This is a genomic window from Paraflavitalea soli, from assembly GCF_003555545.1.
GTDB classification, from domain to species: domain Bacteria; phylum Bacteroidota; class Bacteroidia; order Chitinophagales; family Chitinophagaceae; genus Paraflavitalea; species Paraflavitalea soli.
On sequence record NZ_CP032157.1, the window covers coordinates 6,991,984 to 7,008,830 of the forward strand.

At 47.1% G+C, this 16,847-nt stretch carries 13 protein-coding genes; 7 read left to right on the top strand and 6 right to left on the bottom strand.

Going from position 1 to position 16,847, the window contains the following annotated elements; all coding sequences use genetic code 11:
• Nucleotides 1–1,160 precede the first annotated feature (1,160 nt).
• The 4 genes from D3H65_RS26915 to D3H65_RS26930 all read left to right on the top strand — a co-directional run bounded on the left by D3H65_RS26915 (nucleotide 1,161) and on the right by D3H65_RS26930 (nucleotide 6,380).
• The gene (locus D3H65_RS26915) at nucleotides 1,161–3,965 is read left to right on the top strand and encodes an alpha/beta hydrolase family protein (protein ID WP_119053265.1); all 2,805 of its coding nucleotides are present in this window, start codon (nucleotides 1,161–1,163) and stop codon (nucleotides 3,963–3,965) included.
• A 15-nt stretch (nucleotides 3,966–3,980) separates the two neighbouring features.
• Nucleotides 3,981–4,904 (top strand): NAD(P)-dependent oxidoreductase, encoded by a 924-nt coding sequence (locus D3H65_RS26920; protein WP_119053266.1) that lies wholly within the window; start codon nucleotides 3,981–3,983, stop codon nucleotides 4,902–4,904.
• A gap of 379 nt (nucleotides 4,905–5,283) precedes the next feature.
• Nucleotides 5,284–5,757: a transcription elongation factor GreA gene (gene greA / locus D3H65_RS26925; protein ID WP_119053267.1), complete on the top strand. Its 474-nt coding sequence runs from the start codon at nucleotides 5,284–5,286 to the stop codon at nucleotides 5,755–5,757.
• 233 nt (nucleotides 5,758–5,990) lie between these two features.
• Nucleotides 5,991–6,380 carry an HIT family protein gene (locus D3H65_RS26930; protein WP_119053268.1) on the top strand — a complete coding sequence of 130 codons (390 nt, stop codon included), beginning with the start codon at nucleotides 5,991–5,993 and terminating at the stop codon, nucleotides 6,378–6,380.
• An 80-nt stretch (nucleotides 6,381–6,460) separates the two neighbouring features.
• On the opposite strand, the gene ruvC is transcribed toward D3H65_RS26930, so the two are convergent.
• Nucleotides 6,461–7,045 carry a crossover junction endodeoxyribonuclease RuvC gene (ruvC, locus tag D3H65_RS26935; RefSeq protein ID WP_245999601.1) on the bottom strand — a complete coding sequence of 195 codons (585 nt, stop codon included), beginning with the start codon at nucleotides 7,043–7,045 and terminating at the stop codon, nucleotides 6,461–6,463.
• A gap of 233 nt (nucleotides 7,046–7,278) precedes the next feature.
• Between ruvC and D3H65_RS26940 the strand changes: the two genes are divergently transcribed.
• On the top strand, nucleotides 7,279–8,235 hold the full coding sequence (locus tag D3H65_RS26940; RefSeq protein WP_162915830.1) for a lysylphosphatidylglycerol synthase domain-containing protein: 957 nt from the start codon (nucleotides 7,279–7,281) through the stop codon (nucleotides 8,233–8,235).
• Between the two features lie 57 nt (nucleotides 8,236–8,292).
• The gene (locus tag D3H65_RS26945) at nucleotides 8,293–9,102 is read left to right on the top strand and encodes a DUF3108 domain-containing protein (protein WP_119053270.1); all 810 of its coding nucleotides are present in this window, start codon (nucleotides 8,293–8,295) and stop codon (nucleotides 9,100–9,102) included.
• 7 nt (nucleotides 9,103–9,109) lie between these two features.
• Here the strand turns inward: D3H65_RS26945 and D3H65_RS26950 are convergent, their stop codons facing one another.
• The 5 genes from D3H65_RS26950 to D3H65_RS26970 all read right to left on the bottom strand — a co-directional run bounded on the left by D3H65_RS26950 (nucleotide 9,110) and on the right by D3H65_RS26970 (nucleotide 13,609).
• Nucleotides 9,110–9,949, bottom strand: a complete 840-nt coding sequence (locus tag D3H65_RS26950) for an MBL fold metallo-hydrolase (RefSeq protein WP_119053271.1) — start codon at nucleotides 9,947–9,949, stop codon at nucleotides 9,110–9,112.
• A gap of 2 nt (nucleotides 9,950–9,951) precedes the next feature.
• Complete coding sequence (locus D3H65_RS26955; protein ID WP_119053272.1) at nucleotides 9,952–11,259, bottom strand: MFS transporter; 1,308 nt, start codon at nucleotides 11,257–11,259, stop codon at nucleotides 9,952–9,954.
• A 58-nt stretch (nucleotides 11,260–11,317) separates the two neighbouring features.
• Nucleotides 11,318–12,151, bottom strand: a complete 834-nt coding sequence (locus D3H65_RS26960; protein WP_119053273.1) for an undecaprenyl-diphosphate phosphatase — start codon at nucleotides 12,149–12,151, stop codon at nucleotides 11,318–11,320.
• 106 nt (nucleotides 12,152–12,257) lie between these two features.
• Nucleotides 12,258–12,515 (bottom strand): DUF3098 domain-containing protein, encoded by a 258-nt coding sequence (locus D3H65_RS26965; protein ID WP_119053274.1) that lies wholly within the window; start codon nucleotides 12,513–12,515, stop codon nucleotides 12,258–12,260.
• Nucleotides 12,516–12,733: 218 nt separating this feature from the next.
• Entirely contained in the window at nucleotides 12,734–13,609 is an 876-nt protein-coding gene (locus D3H65_RS26970; protein WP_119053275.1) for a cell division protein FtsX, read from the bottom strand.
• A gap of 222 nt (nucleotides 13,610–13,831) precedes the next feature.
• On the opposite strand from D3H65_RS26970, the gene D3H65_RS26975 reads away from it, so the two are divergent.
• The gene (locus D3H65_RS26975; protein ID WP_119053276.1) at nucleotides 13,832–16,756 is read left to right on the top strand and encodes a leucine--tRNA ligase; all 2,925 of its coding nucleotides are present in this window, start codon (nucleotides 13,832–13,834) and stop codon (nucleotides 16,754–16,756) included.
• Nucleotides 16,757–16,847: the final 91 nt, after the last annotated feature.

Here is a 16,847-nt window from a genome sequence, read left to right on the forward strand (position 1 = left end):
AATAACCTTGACGATGCGCAGAAAACGGCCTCACTCGCGTATCAGGCACAGCCCCTTGAAGGAGATCTGCAACATCCCTGTAATCCACCAATCCGCGAAAAAAAGCCCTGCTCCAATGAGCAGGGCCTTATCATATCTCTGGTGAGATCAACAGTTTAATTTACCCTCCGGATACCCGGAAACCTCCGTGCAGACAGAATTGCCCGCAACGATGCCGCCGGTTACCGGCCAGGCGATGATCGTTTATAACCAGCAACCAAATCCTGGCTTCTGCCTCCTCGTTTTTATCCCGTTCTTCCTCTCGTAAATGTTCCGCAGCCATTCAGCATAGATTCAGATCCGGGAAACAAAGGATCAATACCAGTGGCAATAGCCCTCAGTTGACAGCTAAAAACCAATCAGTCAACCGCCAATCGCTATACCTTAACAGCGAAAGTCTAATCCCCAAACACAAATACCAACCATTAACAGCTAATTGCTAAAAGCTAACCGCTAACAGCCTTTCATCCGCAAGTGTTGCACAACACTTAGTAGTTTCCATCAACCATGCTTAGGGGCCCCGTCCACATGGTCGATTGCTTTGGTAACTGTTCCATACAAACGTACGACATTCACATACCCGTTTCCAAATTGTCAATGTCTGCTTGTGGTTGATATGACTGGAAACGGTTGTTTTTCCACACATTTTTAATCTGAATTTTAAAAATAGGCGGAATACCAGAAATCCCTTTGCACTATAATATACAAAGTATTCGATATATCTACAAAAGTTATAGAGCTATTATAGAGCTGTTATAGAGCACTTATAGAGCTCTTATAGAGGCCATGGTAGTAGTATTCTTCTGGGATATCTCTGGGACTACTATAGGGAGCTTTACAGGTAAGCCATAGAACACCCACAAACCAAAACAGTGATAGATGTAGATAGGTTGCACCATGGGCAACCGCTTCACACAGTTCTTTTGTCAGGTGGTCTTCCTGAATACACGGGTTGTCAGGCAGGGTTTCGCCGAAGGCGCCTTCCGCAAATCCCGCCTCATAGACAATGGCAGACAATGATTTCTGCGCATTTTATATGATCCAGGCGGATATGCCGAACTTTTTTATCTTACCTACTCTTCCTTTGGCGTATTTTAGCCCCCATTAAACCCACGCTCATTATGAAGTCGCTCGTTTCCCTGACCTTGTTCCTGTTATTGGCCGTCATAGCGCCGGCACAGAAAAAGAACCTTACACCCGATGATTATGGTAAATGGCAAACCCTCAGTTATGCCGACGTTTCCGCCAACGGAGAATGGGTGGCCTACATCGTGGCTTCCCAGGAAGAAAATGATACCCTCTATGTGGTAAACAGGCTCACCAATAAGACCTATAAACTGGAGTTTGCCACCAACTTCGAGTTGTCCAAAGACAACCAGTGGATTGCCTGGCAGATCGGCGTCTCTTATAAAGAAGCCGAAAAGCTCCGTGATCAAAAACAGCCCATCCGCTATAAAATGGGCCTGCTCAACCTGGCTACCGGTAAAAAGCAGATCGTACAGGACGTTACCGCCTTCCGCTTTTCCCGCAATGGTAAGCTCCTTGCCATCAGCCTCGAGCCGCCAAAGGAAAACAAAGACAAAGGCGCCGTCTTGTTATTAAGAAAACTGGCCGATAGCAGCACCCGCACCATCGGTAATGTGACCGCTTACGCCTTCAATAAAAAAAGTGACTACCTCGCGTATATTGTAGAGTCGGCCAATATTGCCGGCAATTCCGTAGAGTTGTTCAACCTCGACAACTACTCCCTCAGGATCATTGCCAGCGATACCTGTAAGTTTTCCAAACTCACCTGGCAGAAAGAAGGGGAGGGCCTCGCTTTCTATAAAACCTTTAAAAAAGAAACCTACGAAGAAGAGAACGCCATGGTATATGCTTACGTAAATATCTACAAAGCCCCCGCCTTGAAGATATTCGATGGCACTTCCTTTAAAGGTTTTCCAGACAGTATGCGCATCAACAATGCGTCTAACCTGGTCCTCAGTGATGATATGAACGCTGCCTTCTTCGGTATCAAAAGCTGGACCGCCAAGCCTAAGAAAGACGAGAAAAAAGCAAGTGATAGCAGCAAATTAAAAGCCGATACTACTAAAAAGGGCGATATCGCCAAGAAAACAGATTCTACAAAAAGTGTAGCAGCGGCGCCAAAGAAAGAAGATAAACTGGCAGCCGTAGACGTATGGCATTGGAAGGATACAGAGATCCAGCCCCGTCAAAAAATGACCTATACCCAGGATAAAGACCTTAGCCTCCATGCTGTATGGAATATCGACAACAACAGCTACTTTCAACTGTCCAAAGACGATGCCCCTTATGCCTCCTACAGCGATAACAGGAAGATTGCAGTAGTGTATACCAATAAGAAATACAAGCCCGCTTTTAAAGAAGACTATGCCGACTATTACCTGGTCAATACCCGCACCGGCGAACAAAAACTATTGTTCGAAAAAATGCTGGCAGGATTCTTCACCGCTCCCCAGCCTTCTACCGAAGGAAAATATGTAGTGTATTTTAAAGACAAGAACTGGTGGAGTTACAACACCACTACCGGCCAGGCCATCAACCTTACCGAAAAGACCGGCGCTACTTTCTGGAATACCCGCGATGACCACCCTGCTACCAAACCTCCCTATGGTTTTGGCGGATGGCTCAAAGGCGATAAAGAACTCCTGGTATATGATGAATACAATGTGTGGGCCCTCAATCCCGATGGCAAAGGTGCACGCAAACTCACCGATGGGGAGAAAGAAGAGATCCAGTACCGCGTAAACCGCCTGGATTTTGAAGACCCCTTTATTGATGATACCAAACCCATCTACTTGTCCGCCTATGGCGATAAGAGCAAGAAGTTTGGCTACTATAAGCTGGAGAAGAATAAGGTGAGCAAACTGTTGTTTGAAGATGCTACCATCTTCAGGCTCAGCAAAGCAAAAGACGCCAACGTATTTACCTATTCAAAACAGGACTACAACATATCTCCTGAATTGTATGTAACCGAAAACTTTACCGACAACAAAAAGATAGTAGCCACCAACCCCCAGCAGCAAAACTACTATTGGGGTAAAAGCGAGCTTGTGAGTTTTACCAATAAGAAAGGAAAGCCAATGCAGGGAGCACTGTTCTATCCTGCCAATTATGAGCCCGGCAAAAAGTATCCCATGATCGTGTACATCTACGAGATACTGTCCAACACCGTGCACATGTATACTTCCCCTTCTGTAAGGAGTGCGTACAATACTACCAACTACACCACCAATGGTTATTTCATCTTCAGGCCCGATATCGTATATGACATTAACGAGCCCGGCACCAGTGCCGTGGATTGTGTAGTGCCTGCTGTAGAAGAGGTCTTAAAGACCGGCATGATCGATAAGGACAAGATCGGCCTGATGGGTCATAGCTGGGGCGCTTACCAGACTTCTTTTATCATCACACAAACCAACCTGTTCAAGGCCGCTTGTGCAGGTGCACCCCTTACCGATCTCATCAGTATGTCCCTGTCCATCTATTGGAACAGCGGTACCCCCGATCAAAAGATATTCGAGACCAGTCAGGGACGTTTTGATGGCCCCTGGTATGATCGCATGGATGCCCATATGCGCAACTCGCCCATGTTCAATGCCGACAAGATTAAAACTCCTTTACTCGTAGCTTTTGGCGATAAGGATGGCGCCGTAGACTGGCACCAGGGTATTGAAATGTATGGCACCATGCGCCGCATGGAAAAAGAACATGTAATGCTCGTATATGCCGATGAGAACCATGGCCTGGCTAAAAAAGAAAACCAGATCGATTACCAGAAGCGCCAGCGCGAATGGTTCGATCACTTCTTGTTGGGCAAGCCAGCACCAGCCTGGATCACAGAAGGTACCAGCTACCAGGATAAAATGAAAGCCGTGGAAAAAGAAAACAAATCAACTCAATAAGATTGTTTAGTGCTCATGAAGAAAGTTATTGTTACAGCCAAAGTGCACAGCTACCTCGTGGAACAACTGCAACTCAAAGGGTATACTGTAGAATATGTACCACAGATCACCTATGAAGAATTGTTGCAGCAGATAGGAGACGCTACCGGTCTCATCGTTACTACCCGGTTGAAGATCGACAAGCCCATGCTCGATCAGGCCGGAAAACTCCAATGGATTGGCCGGCTGGGAAGTGGGATGGAATTGATCGACGTGCCGTATGCCCAGGCCAAAGGCATCACCTGTGTGAGCAGTCCCGAGGGCAACCGCAATGCCGTGGGTGAACAGGCCCTGGGCATGTTGCTTAGCCTCATGAATAAGCTCAACAGCTCCATGCAGGAGATACGGGAGGGCAAATGGATCCGCGACCTCAACCGGGGCACTGAATTGACCGGCAAAACCGTTGGCATCATCGGCTTTGGAAATACAGGTGGCGCCTTTGCCAAAGTACTGTCCTCTTTCGATGTGACCATCCTGGCGCACGATAAGTATAAGTTCGGCTTTGCCAAAGGGTTGGTCAAAGAGGCTAATGCAGAACAGGTGGCCCGCTATGCCGAGGTGATCAGCCTGCACCTTCCGTTGACCGAAGAGACCCTTCATTATGCCAATGATGATTTCTTCAATTCCTTGGAGCGCGTACCCTTTTTCATCAATACCTCCCGGGGTAAAGTGCACCATACCGCTGCCCTTATCCGGGCTTTAAAGAATGGAAAGATTGCCGGTGCTGCGCTTGATGTATTGGAGAATGAAAAGCTGCCCACTTATACCGACGAAGAAAAGCAGCAGCTCGACTGGTTGCTGGCCCAACCCAATGTGTTGATCACTCCGCATATTGCCGGCTACACCCACGAAGCCTTTTACAAAATGGCCAAGGTGGTCCTGGATAAACTGGGAATATAACGGCCTGGGCGGGTCATCTGGCAGCATAGAAGGACAACGCGGCTTTTGGTGCCTGATAGAATGGCCCCCTGATCAGATGGACTGTCTGGCTTTTAAGGTGCCAGGTTAGCTGTTTGATGGGCTGTTTGTGTACGGTTCACACGAATTGCTCCTTCCAGCTGTATGTCTTACAAGGCCTTATAGCGTAGCGGGGCATGCTGCGACTGGTTTGCCTGCAGCAACAATATTCCGGTTTATTGGAGCAGTATTTGGGAATTTAATCTTAGATTTGCTTTGTTATACAATCATGCAACGCTTCAGCGGGATACCTGAGGCGTTGTTCTTTTTTTCTGTTACCGCAAGCCGGAATAGCTTTCGGGTTAAAAATAAGGAGGTTTTTATGAGTAGTGTTTTATATGTAAGTAAGGAAACACTTGAGCAAATGAAGGATGAATTGTTGCGTATGCGTACGGTAGACAGGCCCGCTGCCGCCCGCGCAATTGCTGAAGCACGTGAAAAAGGTGACTTGAAGGAGAATGCAGAATACGATGCAGCCAAAGAAGCCCAGGGTATCCTGGAAGCTAAGATAAAAAAATTGGAAGGTGACCTCGCCAGCGCCCGTATCCTTGATGCAGACAATGTAGATACCAGCAAGGTTTCCATTCTTACCAAGGTTACCCTTAAGAATTTGACAACTAAAAAAGAACTCACTTACCAGATCGTTTCTGAAAAAGAAGCCGATCTTAAGCTTGGTAAAATATCCATTACCTCACCCATTGGCAAAGGTTTGCTGGGTAAAGTGGTAGGTGATGTAGCTGAAGTGCAGATACCTGCCGGTGTGGTTAAGTTCAAGATTGAAAATATCACCGTATAGTATACCGTCCGATAAAAATATCCCTGAACAAGGATAGCCCCGCCCACCAGCGGGGTTTTTTGTTGGAGTTAAAGGGTGGGTCGCCCTCTAAAGGGCGGCTCACCCTCTAAAGGACGGCTCACCCGACCTTTGTATCCTACATTCGGAATCCTTAGCTTTGCCACATGAAAGGCTACACTTTCATACGACTCAAATCTGCATTGCTTAACCTTATTTCCAAAATGACTGGTAGTATGACCATTTTTTCAAAGATCATAGCGGGAGAAATTCCTTCTTATAAGATAGCCGAGAATGATAAGTTCTTTGCCTTTCTCGATATCTTCCCCTTGGTGGAAGGTCATGTACTGATCGTACCGAAAACAGAAGTAGATAAGTTCTTTGATGTGCCCGATGAGTACCTGGCGGAGATATTGCTGTTTGCCAAACCCATTGCACGGGCTATTGAAAGCGCGATCCCCTGCAACCGATGTGGTATTTCTGTGGTAGGATTGGAAGTGCCCCATGCACACCTGCACCTGATGCCTGTTAATACTGCTGATGACCTCAATTTCACCCGGGGAAAACTGAAGTTGAGCCCCGATCAGCTAAAAGCCGTACAAGAAAAGATATTGTCAAAACTGTGAGGTATGGGGGGGAGTCTGTGGTCTGAAGCCACGGCTGTCGCCTCAAAGGCTTCTGTATGCTGTATTCTAAATTCTGTATTCTATTCCTGCTTCTTCACCCTTCCCGGATTCGCTTTAATAAAATCCCCCCAACCCTTTACCTTGCTGCCGGTATCCTGGCGTACCATGCGTTCCTGGTAATGATGGCACACCGCTACCGCCAGTGCATCCGAAATATCATGGTTGGAAATAACGGTATCCTGTAGCTTTAATATCGTTTGCAGCATTTTCCATACCTGGTCCTTATCTGCATTACCATTACCCGTAATGGATTGCTTTACCTTTTTAGGAGAGTATTCATATACTGTTAGCCCGGCCCCCATGGCAGCAGCAATCGCTACCCCCTGGGCCCGGCCCAGTTTTAGCATACTCTGGACGTTCTTGCCGAAGAAAGGGGCCTCAATGGCGAAGTATTGCGGCTTGAAAGTAACAATGAGTGACGTGATCTTATGGTGAATGAGCTGCAGCCGTTCATAGTGGTCTTTCTTATTGCTCAGCCGCAGTACATCCATATCGAGTACCGTTATCTGTCGTGGAGTGGCGGCAATAATACTGTACCCCATCATCAGCGTACCGGGGTCAATGCCAAGAATTATTTTGGGTGAGTTTTGCAAGGAGTGCGTCAATTCAGTTTATTTTGTACCTCAATGTTGTCAGAGTTGACCCCGCCTGAGCGGGGCTGAGCCTGTCGAAGCCGCCTCAAGGGTGGGTCGCCCTATAAGGGCGGCTCACCCTGGTCTGAAGTTGCCTGTCTAAGTCCGTTGTCAGGCTGAGCCTGTCGAAGCCTTCTTCTTCAGTTTCCGTATGACAACTTAATTTATAGCCGCTGAACAAAAATATTAAAATAATCCTCAACTATGTGATTGGCCCGTTGGTGTTCTGCCTCCTGGCCTGGTCCATTTATCATCAATTGCAGCGACAGCCCAATTGGAAAGAATCTTTCCGGCATATCCGGCACGCACTTACCGGACCCGGTATATGGAAATTATGGGTGGCCATTATCTTAATGCTCGTCAACTGGGGTATTGAGGCCCGTAAATGGCAGGTGGTTATTCGCCGCATACAGCCGATTTCCTTCCTTCAGTCCTGGAAAGCCATCTTTACAGGCACTACCATGGCGTTTTTTACGCCCAACCGCATAGGGGAGTATGTTGGTCGCATTTTATATATCGAAGACAATAAGCGTATCCAGGCCATCTCCCTTACCATTGTGTGCAGTATTGCCCAGTTGCTCGTTACCCTCCTGGCCGGATTGGGCGCCCTCCTGTATATGAAAAATGTCATTGCTGCAAAACAGCCAGCCGATGTTTCCCTGCTGTTTTGGATCAATGCCCTCCTCTGGATCACTGCCTTGGGCACCCTTATTTTAACATTATTTTATTTCCGGCTGGCCTGGCTCGTCAAGTGGATCGAGAAAATACCCCGTATTGAACGTTTTGTTCGTCATATCCGGGTTTTAGATTCCTTTAACGCAACTATCCTGCTGCACATTTTGTCTTTATCTGTAGCCCGATATCTCGTGTTTATCGGGCAATATTATTTGCTCTTTGCAGTTTTTGACGTGTCACTGACACCCGGACAGGTTTTTGCATCCATAGGGGTGGTTTTCCTGGTGCTGGCCGTGGTGCCTACCATCGCTGTCATAACCGAACTGGGTGTAAGATGGAAGGCCAGCATAGAGTTGGTACAATTTTTTAGTACCAACACATGGGGGGTATTGGCTACCTCGTTGTCTGTATGGGTTATTAATTTAGTAATACCTGCGTTGATCGGGAGTTTGCTAATTTTAGGAATCCGTATCTTCAGGAACAGGTAAAAGGGATGAGATCCCGGCAATATTGGTTCGTATTATATATAAGAATAAGATCCTTACATGAAATTATATCGACCTTTGGCTTTCTTCCTGCTTACGGTGATCAGCTTTCCCATCCGGGCGGGTAATGGTTCAGGCAATGGCTTTTGCGATATCCGTAACACCGCCTTTCAGGCCAGTGAAACATTAACCTACAAGGTTTTTTATACCGTGGCAGGTGCTTTCTTTGGCGCCGGCGAAGCCACCTTCAGATCGAATATTGAAAGGCTCAATAATAAACCCGTTTATCATATCATAGGAGAGGGAAGTACCTACAGCTTTTACGATGGTATCTTCAAAGTGCGCGACAAATATGAGACCTATATAGATACGGCTACCTTCCAGCCCTACCGGTTTGTACGCAATGTGAACGAAGGCAGCTACAAAAAATACGAACACGTAGATTTCAACAAGACCACCAACGCCGCCGTCACCAATGATGGTGTGTACAAAGTGCCTGAATGTATACAGGATGTATTGAGCGCCATCTATTATGCCCGCAATATTGATTTTAATAAATACAAACCCAACGATAAGATCAACTTCTCCTTGTTCCTCGACAAGGAAGTCTTCGAAATGTACATACGCTACCTGGGTAAAGAAACCGTGAAGACCAAATATGGTAAGTTCAGGGCTATTAAATTCAAGCCTTTGCTCATCAAGGGAACCATTTTTGAAGGCGGAGAGAAAATGACCGTATGGGTAAGCGATGATCAAAACCATGTACCCCTTAGGGTGGAAAGCCCCATCTCTGTGGGTAGTGTAAAAGTGGATATGATCAGTTACCGCAACCTTCGTTACCCACTTTCTTCACTGATCGACCTCCGTTGATTCGCGCTTAGAAATCTGCAAGCCTGAACGTGTCTTTGGACCGTATGCCTTTCTCTGTCATTTGCAGGGTGCAGCATTCATTGACCGGATCATGCTCGAAGAAGAGGATATAATCTTTCTCCACAGCTTCTGTGAGAAAAGCCTTCTTTTCCTGTAAGGTGGTCAGTGGAAACATATCATAGGCCATCACATAGGGCAGGGGAATATGCCCCGTAGAAGGCAGCAGGTCTGCCATGAAGATGACCGTACGGTCTTTGTATTGGATCTGTGGCAGCATCATCGCATCCGTATGACCGTTCACAAACCGCACCGACATATGCTTTCCAAAAGCGATCCCGTCCAGCGGTTCCACAAACTTCAGCTGGCCGCTTTGTTCTATCGGTAATATATTTTCCTTGAGGAAGGAGGCTTTCTCCCGTTCATTCGGTTTGGTAGCCCATTCCCAATGCCGCAGGTTACTCCAGTAGGTAGCGTTCTTAAAGGCAGGTACCAGTTTGTCTCCTTCCCGCGTAATACTGCCGCCGCAATGGTCAAAGTGCAGGTGCGTAAGGAATACATCCGTGATGTCATTGCGGTGGAAGCCGATCTTCTGAAGCGATCCGTCCAGCGAATCATCACCATGCAGGTAATAATGCCCCAGGAACTTGGCATCCTGTTTATTGCCGATACCATTGTCTACAAGTATCAACCGGTTGCCATCTTCGATCAGCAGGCAGCGCATAGCCCAGCTGCAAAGGTTGTTCTCATCCGATGGGTTCAGTTTGTTCCAGATACTCTTGGGCACCACGCCAAACATAGCGCCCCCATCCAACTTGAAATTGCCCGTATTAATAGTATGTAGTTTCATCTTCAGGTTACTTTTTGACGATTCTGCCTATACAGCGCTGAATATAACCAGATAAGCCCTATAGCAAAAAAAACGATTAACGACAATACCGATGTTTTCATACTGCCGGTCAACTCTTCTATAAGGCCAAAACTGAAAATGCCGATCACAATGGCAATCTTTTCCGTGAGGTCATAATAACTGAAAAAAGAAGCTGTGTCTTTCGTTTCAGGCATCAGCTTGGAATAGGTAGACCGGCTCAGCGATTGAATACCGCCCATTACCAACCCTACAGCTATAGCCAGCCCGTAGAAATGAAACTCCGGATCTACTCCATTTTCTTTCAGTACAGCCGTATAATAAGCAGCTACGCAAATAACGATCCAAAGAATTACTACACCCATCAATACTTTCAGGTTGCCATACACAGCCGATAACCTCGACATACCCCAGGCCCCTATAATGGCTACCAGCTGAATGATCACTACCGTAATGATCAGTTTCGTTTCATTTAGCCCCAGCATCTTGCTGCCAAACATGGTAGCTGCCAGCATCACCGTTTGTACCCCCATGCTGTAGAAGAAGAAGCCACGCAGAAAGCGTTTCAACACCGGCATCAGTTTTACCTGGCCATATACTTTTTTGATCTCACTAAAACTTTCTTTGAACACACCCGCCGTATGCTTTTCAATGGATGGAACAGACACTGGTAATACCCGGAAAGTGATCTGTGCAAAGCCCAGCCACCAAAGCCCTGTAAGCAGGAAGGTAATACGGGAAGCCAGCCCCGCGCTGGGCAATACGATCACCAGCACAAAGCCAATGATCTGCAGCAATACACTACCTACATAGCCAAATGAATATCCCCGCGCACTGATCCGGTCCCTGTCCTGCTCTGCGGCAATTTCGGGCAGGTAAGAATTATAAAATACCAGGCTGCCGCAATAACCAATGGCAGCCAGGATAAAGAAGAAGATGCCAAACTCTACATTAGCGCCATTGAAAAAATACAAAGCACTGCAGCCGATGGCTCCCATGTAACAAAAGAATTGCATGAAACCCTTCTTATTGCCTCGTGTATCGGCAATAGAAGTAAGCAGGGGGTACAACAAGGCTATGACAAGATAGGCAGCTGCAATCGCATAGTCGTACAGCGCAGAATTGACAAACTTCCTGCCTAAAAAGCTGATCTCATCACTCTTGAAGTGATCCTTTGTAGCAGCATTAAAGTAGATGGGGAAGAACGTTGTTGTAATAACAAGGTTGTACACAGAGTTGGCCCAGTCATACATGGCCCACCCGTTGATCACTTTTTTGGAAGCAGTTTGCATGGCAGAAGGGTTTATAACATACGCTAAGCCGTCATCACGCCACAGAGGGCTGCCTTACTCACGCTGTAATCACCTGGGTATAGATCAGGATCAGCAGTACAATACCCGCAATAATACGGTACCAGCCGAATAAACGGAATCCACGTTTTTGTAAAAAGCCTATAAAGAATTTGATGGCCAGCATCGCCACCACAAAGGCTACGATATTGCCTACAATAAAAGCATATAAGTTATCAGATGAACTTAAGATCAGCTCATACCCCTTTTGCACCGTACCTGAGCCATCCCATTTTTTAACGAACAGCGAGTAGCCACTGGCCGCACACATCGTAGGCACCGCCAGGAAGAAGGAGAACTCAGCCGCCAGCTTCCGTGTCAGCTTTTGTTGCATACCCCCAATGATCGTGGCCGCACTGCGGCTTACACCCGGTATCATCGCAATACACTGCCACAGGCCGATCGCAAAGGCCCTGCCATTGCTGATCTTTTCCTCTGTGTCGATCTGGCTGGTGGCTTGCTGGTTGAATACCTTGTCTACAAACAACAGGAAAATTCCTCCCACCAGCAGCGTAATCGCTACCGTAGTAGGACTTTCCAGTAATGCATCGATCTTATCAGAAAAGAGAAAACCCAGCACCAGTGCGGGAATCACCGCAATGACCAGCTTCACATAGAACTGCCAGCGTTTAAAATCGAAAAACTTCCTCCAGTATAATACCACTACCGCCAGGATGGCTCCCAGCTGTATAGCTACTTCAAAAAGTTTGGTAAATTCCTGCTTGTGAATATCCATCAGGCTGCTGGCGATGATCATATGCCCGGTGGAAGAAATAGGAAGATATTCGGTAATGCCTTCTACAATAGCGATGATAATAGCCTGGAGTATACTCATGGGGAATTTGATAATTTGAGAATTTGAAAATGCTGTAACTGAAAAACCCGCCTGTAATTATAACGCGGTTTTCATTCTCAAATTTTCAAATTGACTCATTTTCAAATTAGCTTTTCGGTTTCCGGAAAATGGCAAATACTTCAATGCCCAATCCAAGCAGGATCACAATGGGAGCAAGGGTAATGCGCCGGAAGCTATACACTTCATCATTGGTAAATACATTGGGGTCCTTGCTGTTACCCCCTGCCATCAGCAGCAGGCCCAGCAACATCACCACCAGTCCGGCCAGGATCCAGATATAGTTCTCCTTCCCAAACAGGGTATTCGGAGTTTGCTTTTTTTCAGTCGTTAACTTTTCAGCCATTATCCAATGAAATTAGGGCTGCAATATAGGAAATTAGGCAGAAGTCACAAGTTTTGGGTTGCGTGTTTGGTGTTCCGGGCCTTCCAGGGTGCAACTTCCTGAACAATAACTGGTTTCATGAAAATTAAAGGACCGGTGAAGCCGCCTCCACCGGTCCTTTACAATATATTAACGGGGTACGCACGAAGAACCCGAAACGCTACACGCTAAACCCGAAACTAATACAGGTCGTCCAGTTTCATTTTCAGGTATTTCACCACACTCCGGTAAGTGCTGAACAGCGAGATGCTGATGCCCAATATCACCAGGAAAGCAAAGAGCAGCACCAGCTTGCCATTATCCCGCAGGTCGCGCAGGTAGGGCAGGAAATACTCGCTCAGCATCATCACCACGTAAATGATCGCAATGGCCACCACAGCCGAAATAGTACCGTTGATAATGGCCCTTACCGTCATGGGGCGGGCTATAAAACCGCGTGTAGCACCCACCATTTGCATGGTTTTGATGATAAACCGGTTGCTGTACATGGCCAGCCGGATCGTATTATCGATCAGTACGATCGAGAAAATGCAGAAAATGCCCGCCAGGATGGCAAAAGCGATCAGTCCCACCCTCACCGAAGAGCTCATTTTTTCTACCACAAAAGCCGGGTACTGAACACTCTCGATCACCATGGACTGCTTTTCCAGGTCGGCCTTGATGGCTGTTACACTATCCCTTTGTACGTAATTGCTTTTCAGGTTCAGGTCAAAAGAGGCGGGCAGCGGATTCTCGTCCAGGAGCTCCTTAAAGTCATTTTCCCCGCTTTTCAGCCAGCGCTGTTTGGCCGCTTCCTTATCAATATATTCGTAAGATTTGGTATATGGCTGGGCCGCAATAAAGGTTTTGAGGGTCTCTACATCCTGGGGCGTAATGTTTTTCCGGAGAAACAACTGCACTTTCACATCTTCCTTCATCTCTTCCGTATATTGACGGGCATTGAGCAGCAGCCAACCGAAAATGCCGACGAAGAAAAGTACGATCGTGACCCCCAAAATGGCCATAAAATACGAAGGCTTTGAACGCCTGGCCGATCCTTTACCTAATTGCGCCATGAAACAATAATTTTGATGGGTTAGTTAATAAACGGATAACGGCAAAAATAGCGGTTTTATCCAGCTTAAAGCCGGATAATCCGTATTTTTGACGCCCTACTAACGGTTGCGGAGCCGGAAAAATTTTTCGGGGTAACGCCTTTTAACGTTTCCTCAACGAAATAATTCACCCTGTCAGTACAAGAACAATACCATTAAAACAATCAGAATCGTAACGGATATATGGAATACAAATTCAGCCATATTGAGAAGAAATGGCAACAGACCTGGAAAGAGACCAATGTTTACAAGGTGAGCAATGACAGCAGCCGGCCCAAATACTATGTGCTGGATATGTTTCCTTATCCCAGCGGCGCCGGCCTTCACGTAGGCCATCCCCTGGGCTATATAGCCAGCGATATCTTTGCCCGGTTCAAAAGGCTCAAGGGCTTTAATGTGCTTCACCCCATGGGATACGATGCATTTGGCCTCCCGGCGGAACAATACGCCATTGACCATGGCATCCACCCCGCTGTTTCTACCGACGACAATATCAAAAATTTCCGTCAGCAACTCGATAATATCGGCTTTTGTTACGATTGGGACCGCGAGATAAAGACCTCCGACCCCCATTACTACAAATGGACCCAATGGATCTTCCTCCAGCTTTTTCACAGCTGGTTCAACCGCAAAACAAAAAAGGCCGAGCCCATTGACAAGTTGATCAAGCTGTTTGAAAAAGAAGGCAATGCCAGCCATCCCTGTCCCGGCGATTCATCCATCCGCTTTACTGCTCCTTTGTGGATCAGCTTTGAAGAACACCAGCAGATGGATATCCTGATGCAGTACCGCCTGGCTTATTGCGGTATTGGTGAGGTGAACTGGTGCGAGGCCCTCGGCACCGTACTGGCCAATGACGAAGTGATCAATGGGGTGAGTGAGCGTGGCGGATTTCCCGTGGTCAAGAAAAAGCTCCGTCAATGGTACCTCCGCATCACCGAGTATGCCGATCGCCTCCTGGAAGGTCTTGAGACGGTGGAGTTCAGCGATGCTATGAAGGAAATGCAAAGCAACTGGATCGGCAAAAGCTATGGCGCCGAGATCAGTTTTGCATTCAAATCTACAGGCCCGCAGCTCGCAGCTCAAAGCTCGCAGCTTACTGTCTACACTACCCGTCCCGATACCATCTTCGGCGTCGACTTCATGGTGATTGCCCCCGAGCATGAATTGATTGACCAGATCACTACCCCTGGGCAAAAACAGGCCGTAGAGGACTATCTTACTTATGTAAAGAGCCGCAGTGAGCGTGAGCGCATGGCCGAGAAGAAGATCTCCGGTGTATTCACCGGCGCCTATGTGCTCAATCCATTTGATGGCCGCGAAATACCTGTATGGATATCAGAATATGTATTGGCAGGATATGGTACCGGCGCCATCATGGCCGTACCATGTGGTGATGAGCGTGATCATAAGTTTGCCCGGCATTTCAATATTCCCATTACCAATATCATCGGCAGCTATTACAATGGCGAAGAGGCCAACCCCACCAAGGATGCCATACTGGAAAACTCCGGTTTCCTCAATGGCCTGGTGATGCGTGCAGCCATGGAAGTAGCCATTACCAAACTTGAAGAGTTGGGAATAGGTATCCGCAAGGTCAATTACAAGATGCGTGATGCCGCCTTCAGCCGCCAGCGGTACTGGGGCGAACCATTCCCCATTGCCTGGAAGGAGGGAGTGGCTTATGCTTTACCCGAAAGTGAATTGCCCGTTACATTACCTCAGATAGATGAGATAAAGCCCGGTAAAGAAGGAGAGGGGCCCCTCAGCAACCTGCCTGAGTGGATCAATTCCTCACCCATCGGCGGACAAAGAGAAAGCTCCACCATGCCCGGTTATGCCGGCAGCAGCTGGTACTTCCTCCGCTATATGGACCCCCATAATGACAACGCCTTCTGCGACCGCAAGGCCAGTGATTACTGGGGCCAGGTAGATCTTTACATCGGCGGTACCGAACATGCTGTTGGTCACCTCCTCTACAGCCGCATGTGGACCAAGGCCCTCTACGATCTTGGCCATATCGGATTTGATGAGCCCTTTAAGAAACTGGTGAACCAGGGTATGATACAGGGTAGTAGCAGGTTTGTGTATAGATTCGTATGGCAGACGATGCATAAAGTTGACGTTGACCCATCTCAGCTTCCTTCTTTCTTTATTTCCAAAGGAATAGTTGATAGTATTGAGAAAGGTGACGAAGATGCTATCCTTAAAGTCAAAGATACTGTTCAAGCGCGCCTTAAAGAGCTTGGCTTAAGTGTTTCATTTGTCGGAATTGGAGTAGAAGTAGCACCGTTACATGTAGATGTAAATATTGTAGATGGTGTTGAGCTGGATACAGCAGCTTTTAAGAAATGGCGCCATGAATATGCTAACGCTGAGTTCATTTTAGAAGAGGGGAAGTACATCTGTGGTTCCGAAGTCGAGAAGATGAGCAAAAGCAAGTTCAATACTGTTAATCCGGATATACTTGTTGAACGATATGGGTCAGACACTTTCCGCATGTACGAAATGTTCCTTGGTCCTGTGGGAGATAGCAAGCCTTGGGATACCAAAGGTATTGAGGGCGTGCACCGCTTCCTGAAAAAACTGTGGCGGTTGTTTTATGATGATGTGAAGGGACAGGTATGGAATACCAATGCGCCAACAGATGCAGAGTGGAAGGTGTTGCACAAAGCCATCAAGCGGGCGGAAGAAGATACCGAACGTTTTTCTTTCAACACCACCGTCAGTACGTTCATGATCTGTGTGAATGACCTGTCTGAGTTGAAGTGTACCAAGAAAGACATCCTCCAGCCCTTACTCATATTGCTTACTCCGTATGCACCCCATGTGTGCGAAGAGCTTTGGCATTTGTTGGGTAATACAACTACCATCCTGGATGCTACCTATCCTACCTTCGAACCAAAGTACCTGGTGGAAAGCAACAAGGAATACCCCATTTCTGTAAATGGTAAACTCCGTACCACCATCAATATTGCCCTGGATGCACCGCAGGAAGAAGTGGAAAAGCTGGTCCTTTCCAATGATGTGATCCAAAAGTGGATGGAAGGCAAGCCCCACAAAAAGGTCATCTATGTAAAAGGCAAGATGGTGAATGTAGTGATATAATCATTTTAAGGTGGGTCGCCCTCTCAGGGGCGGCTCACCTTAAAATGGTTGAAAGTGGACAAGTGTGATGTTTCACGACATCCATATACAC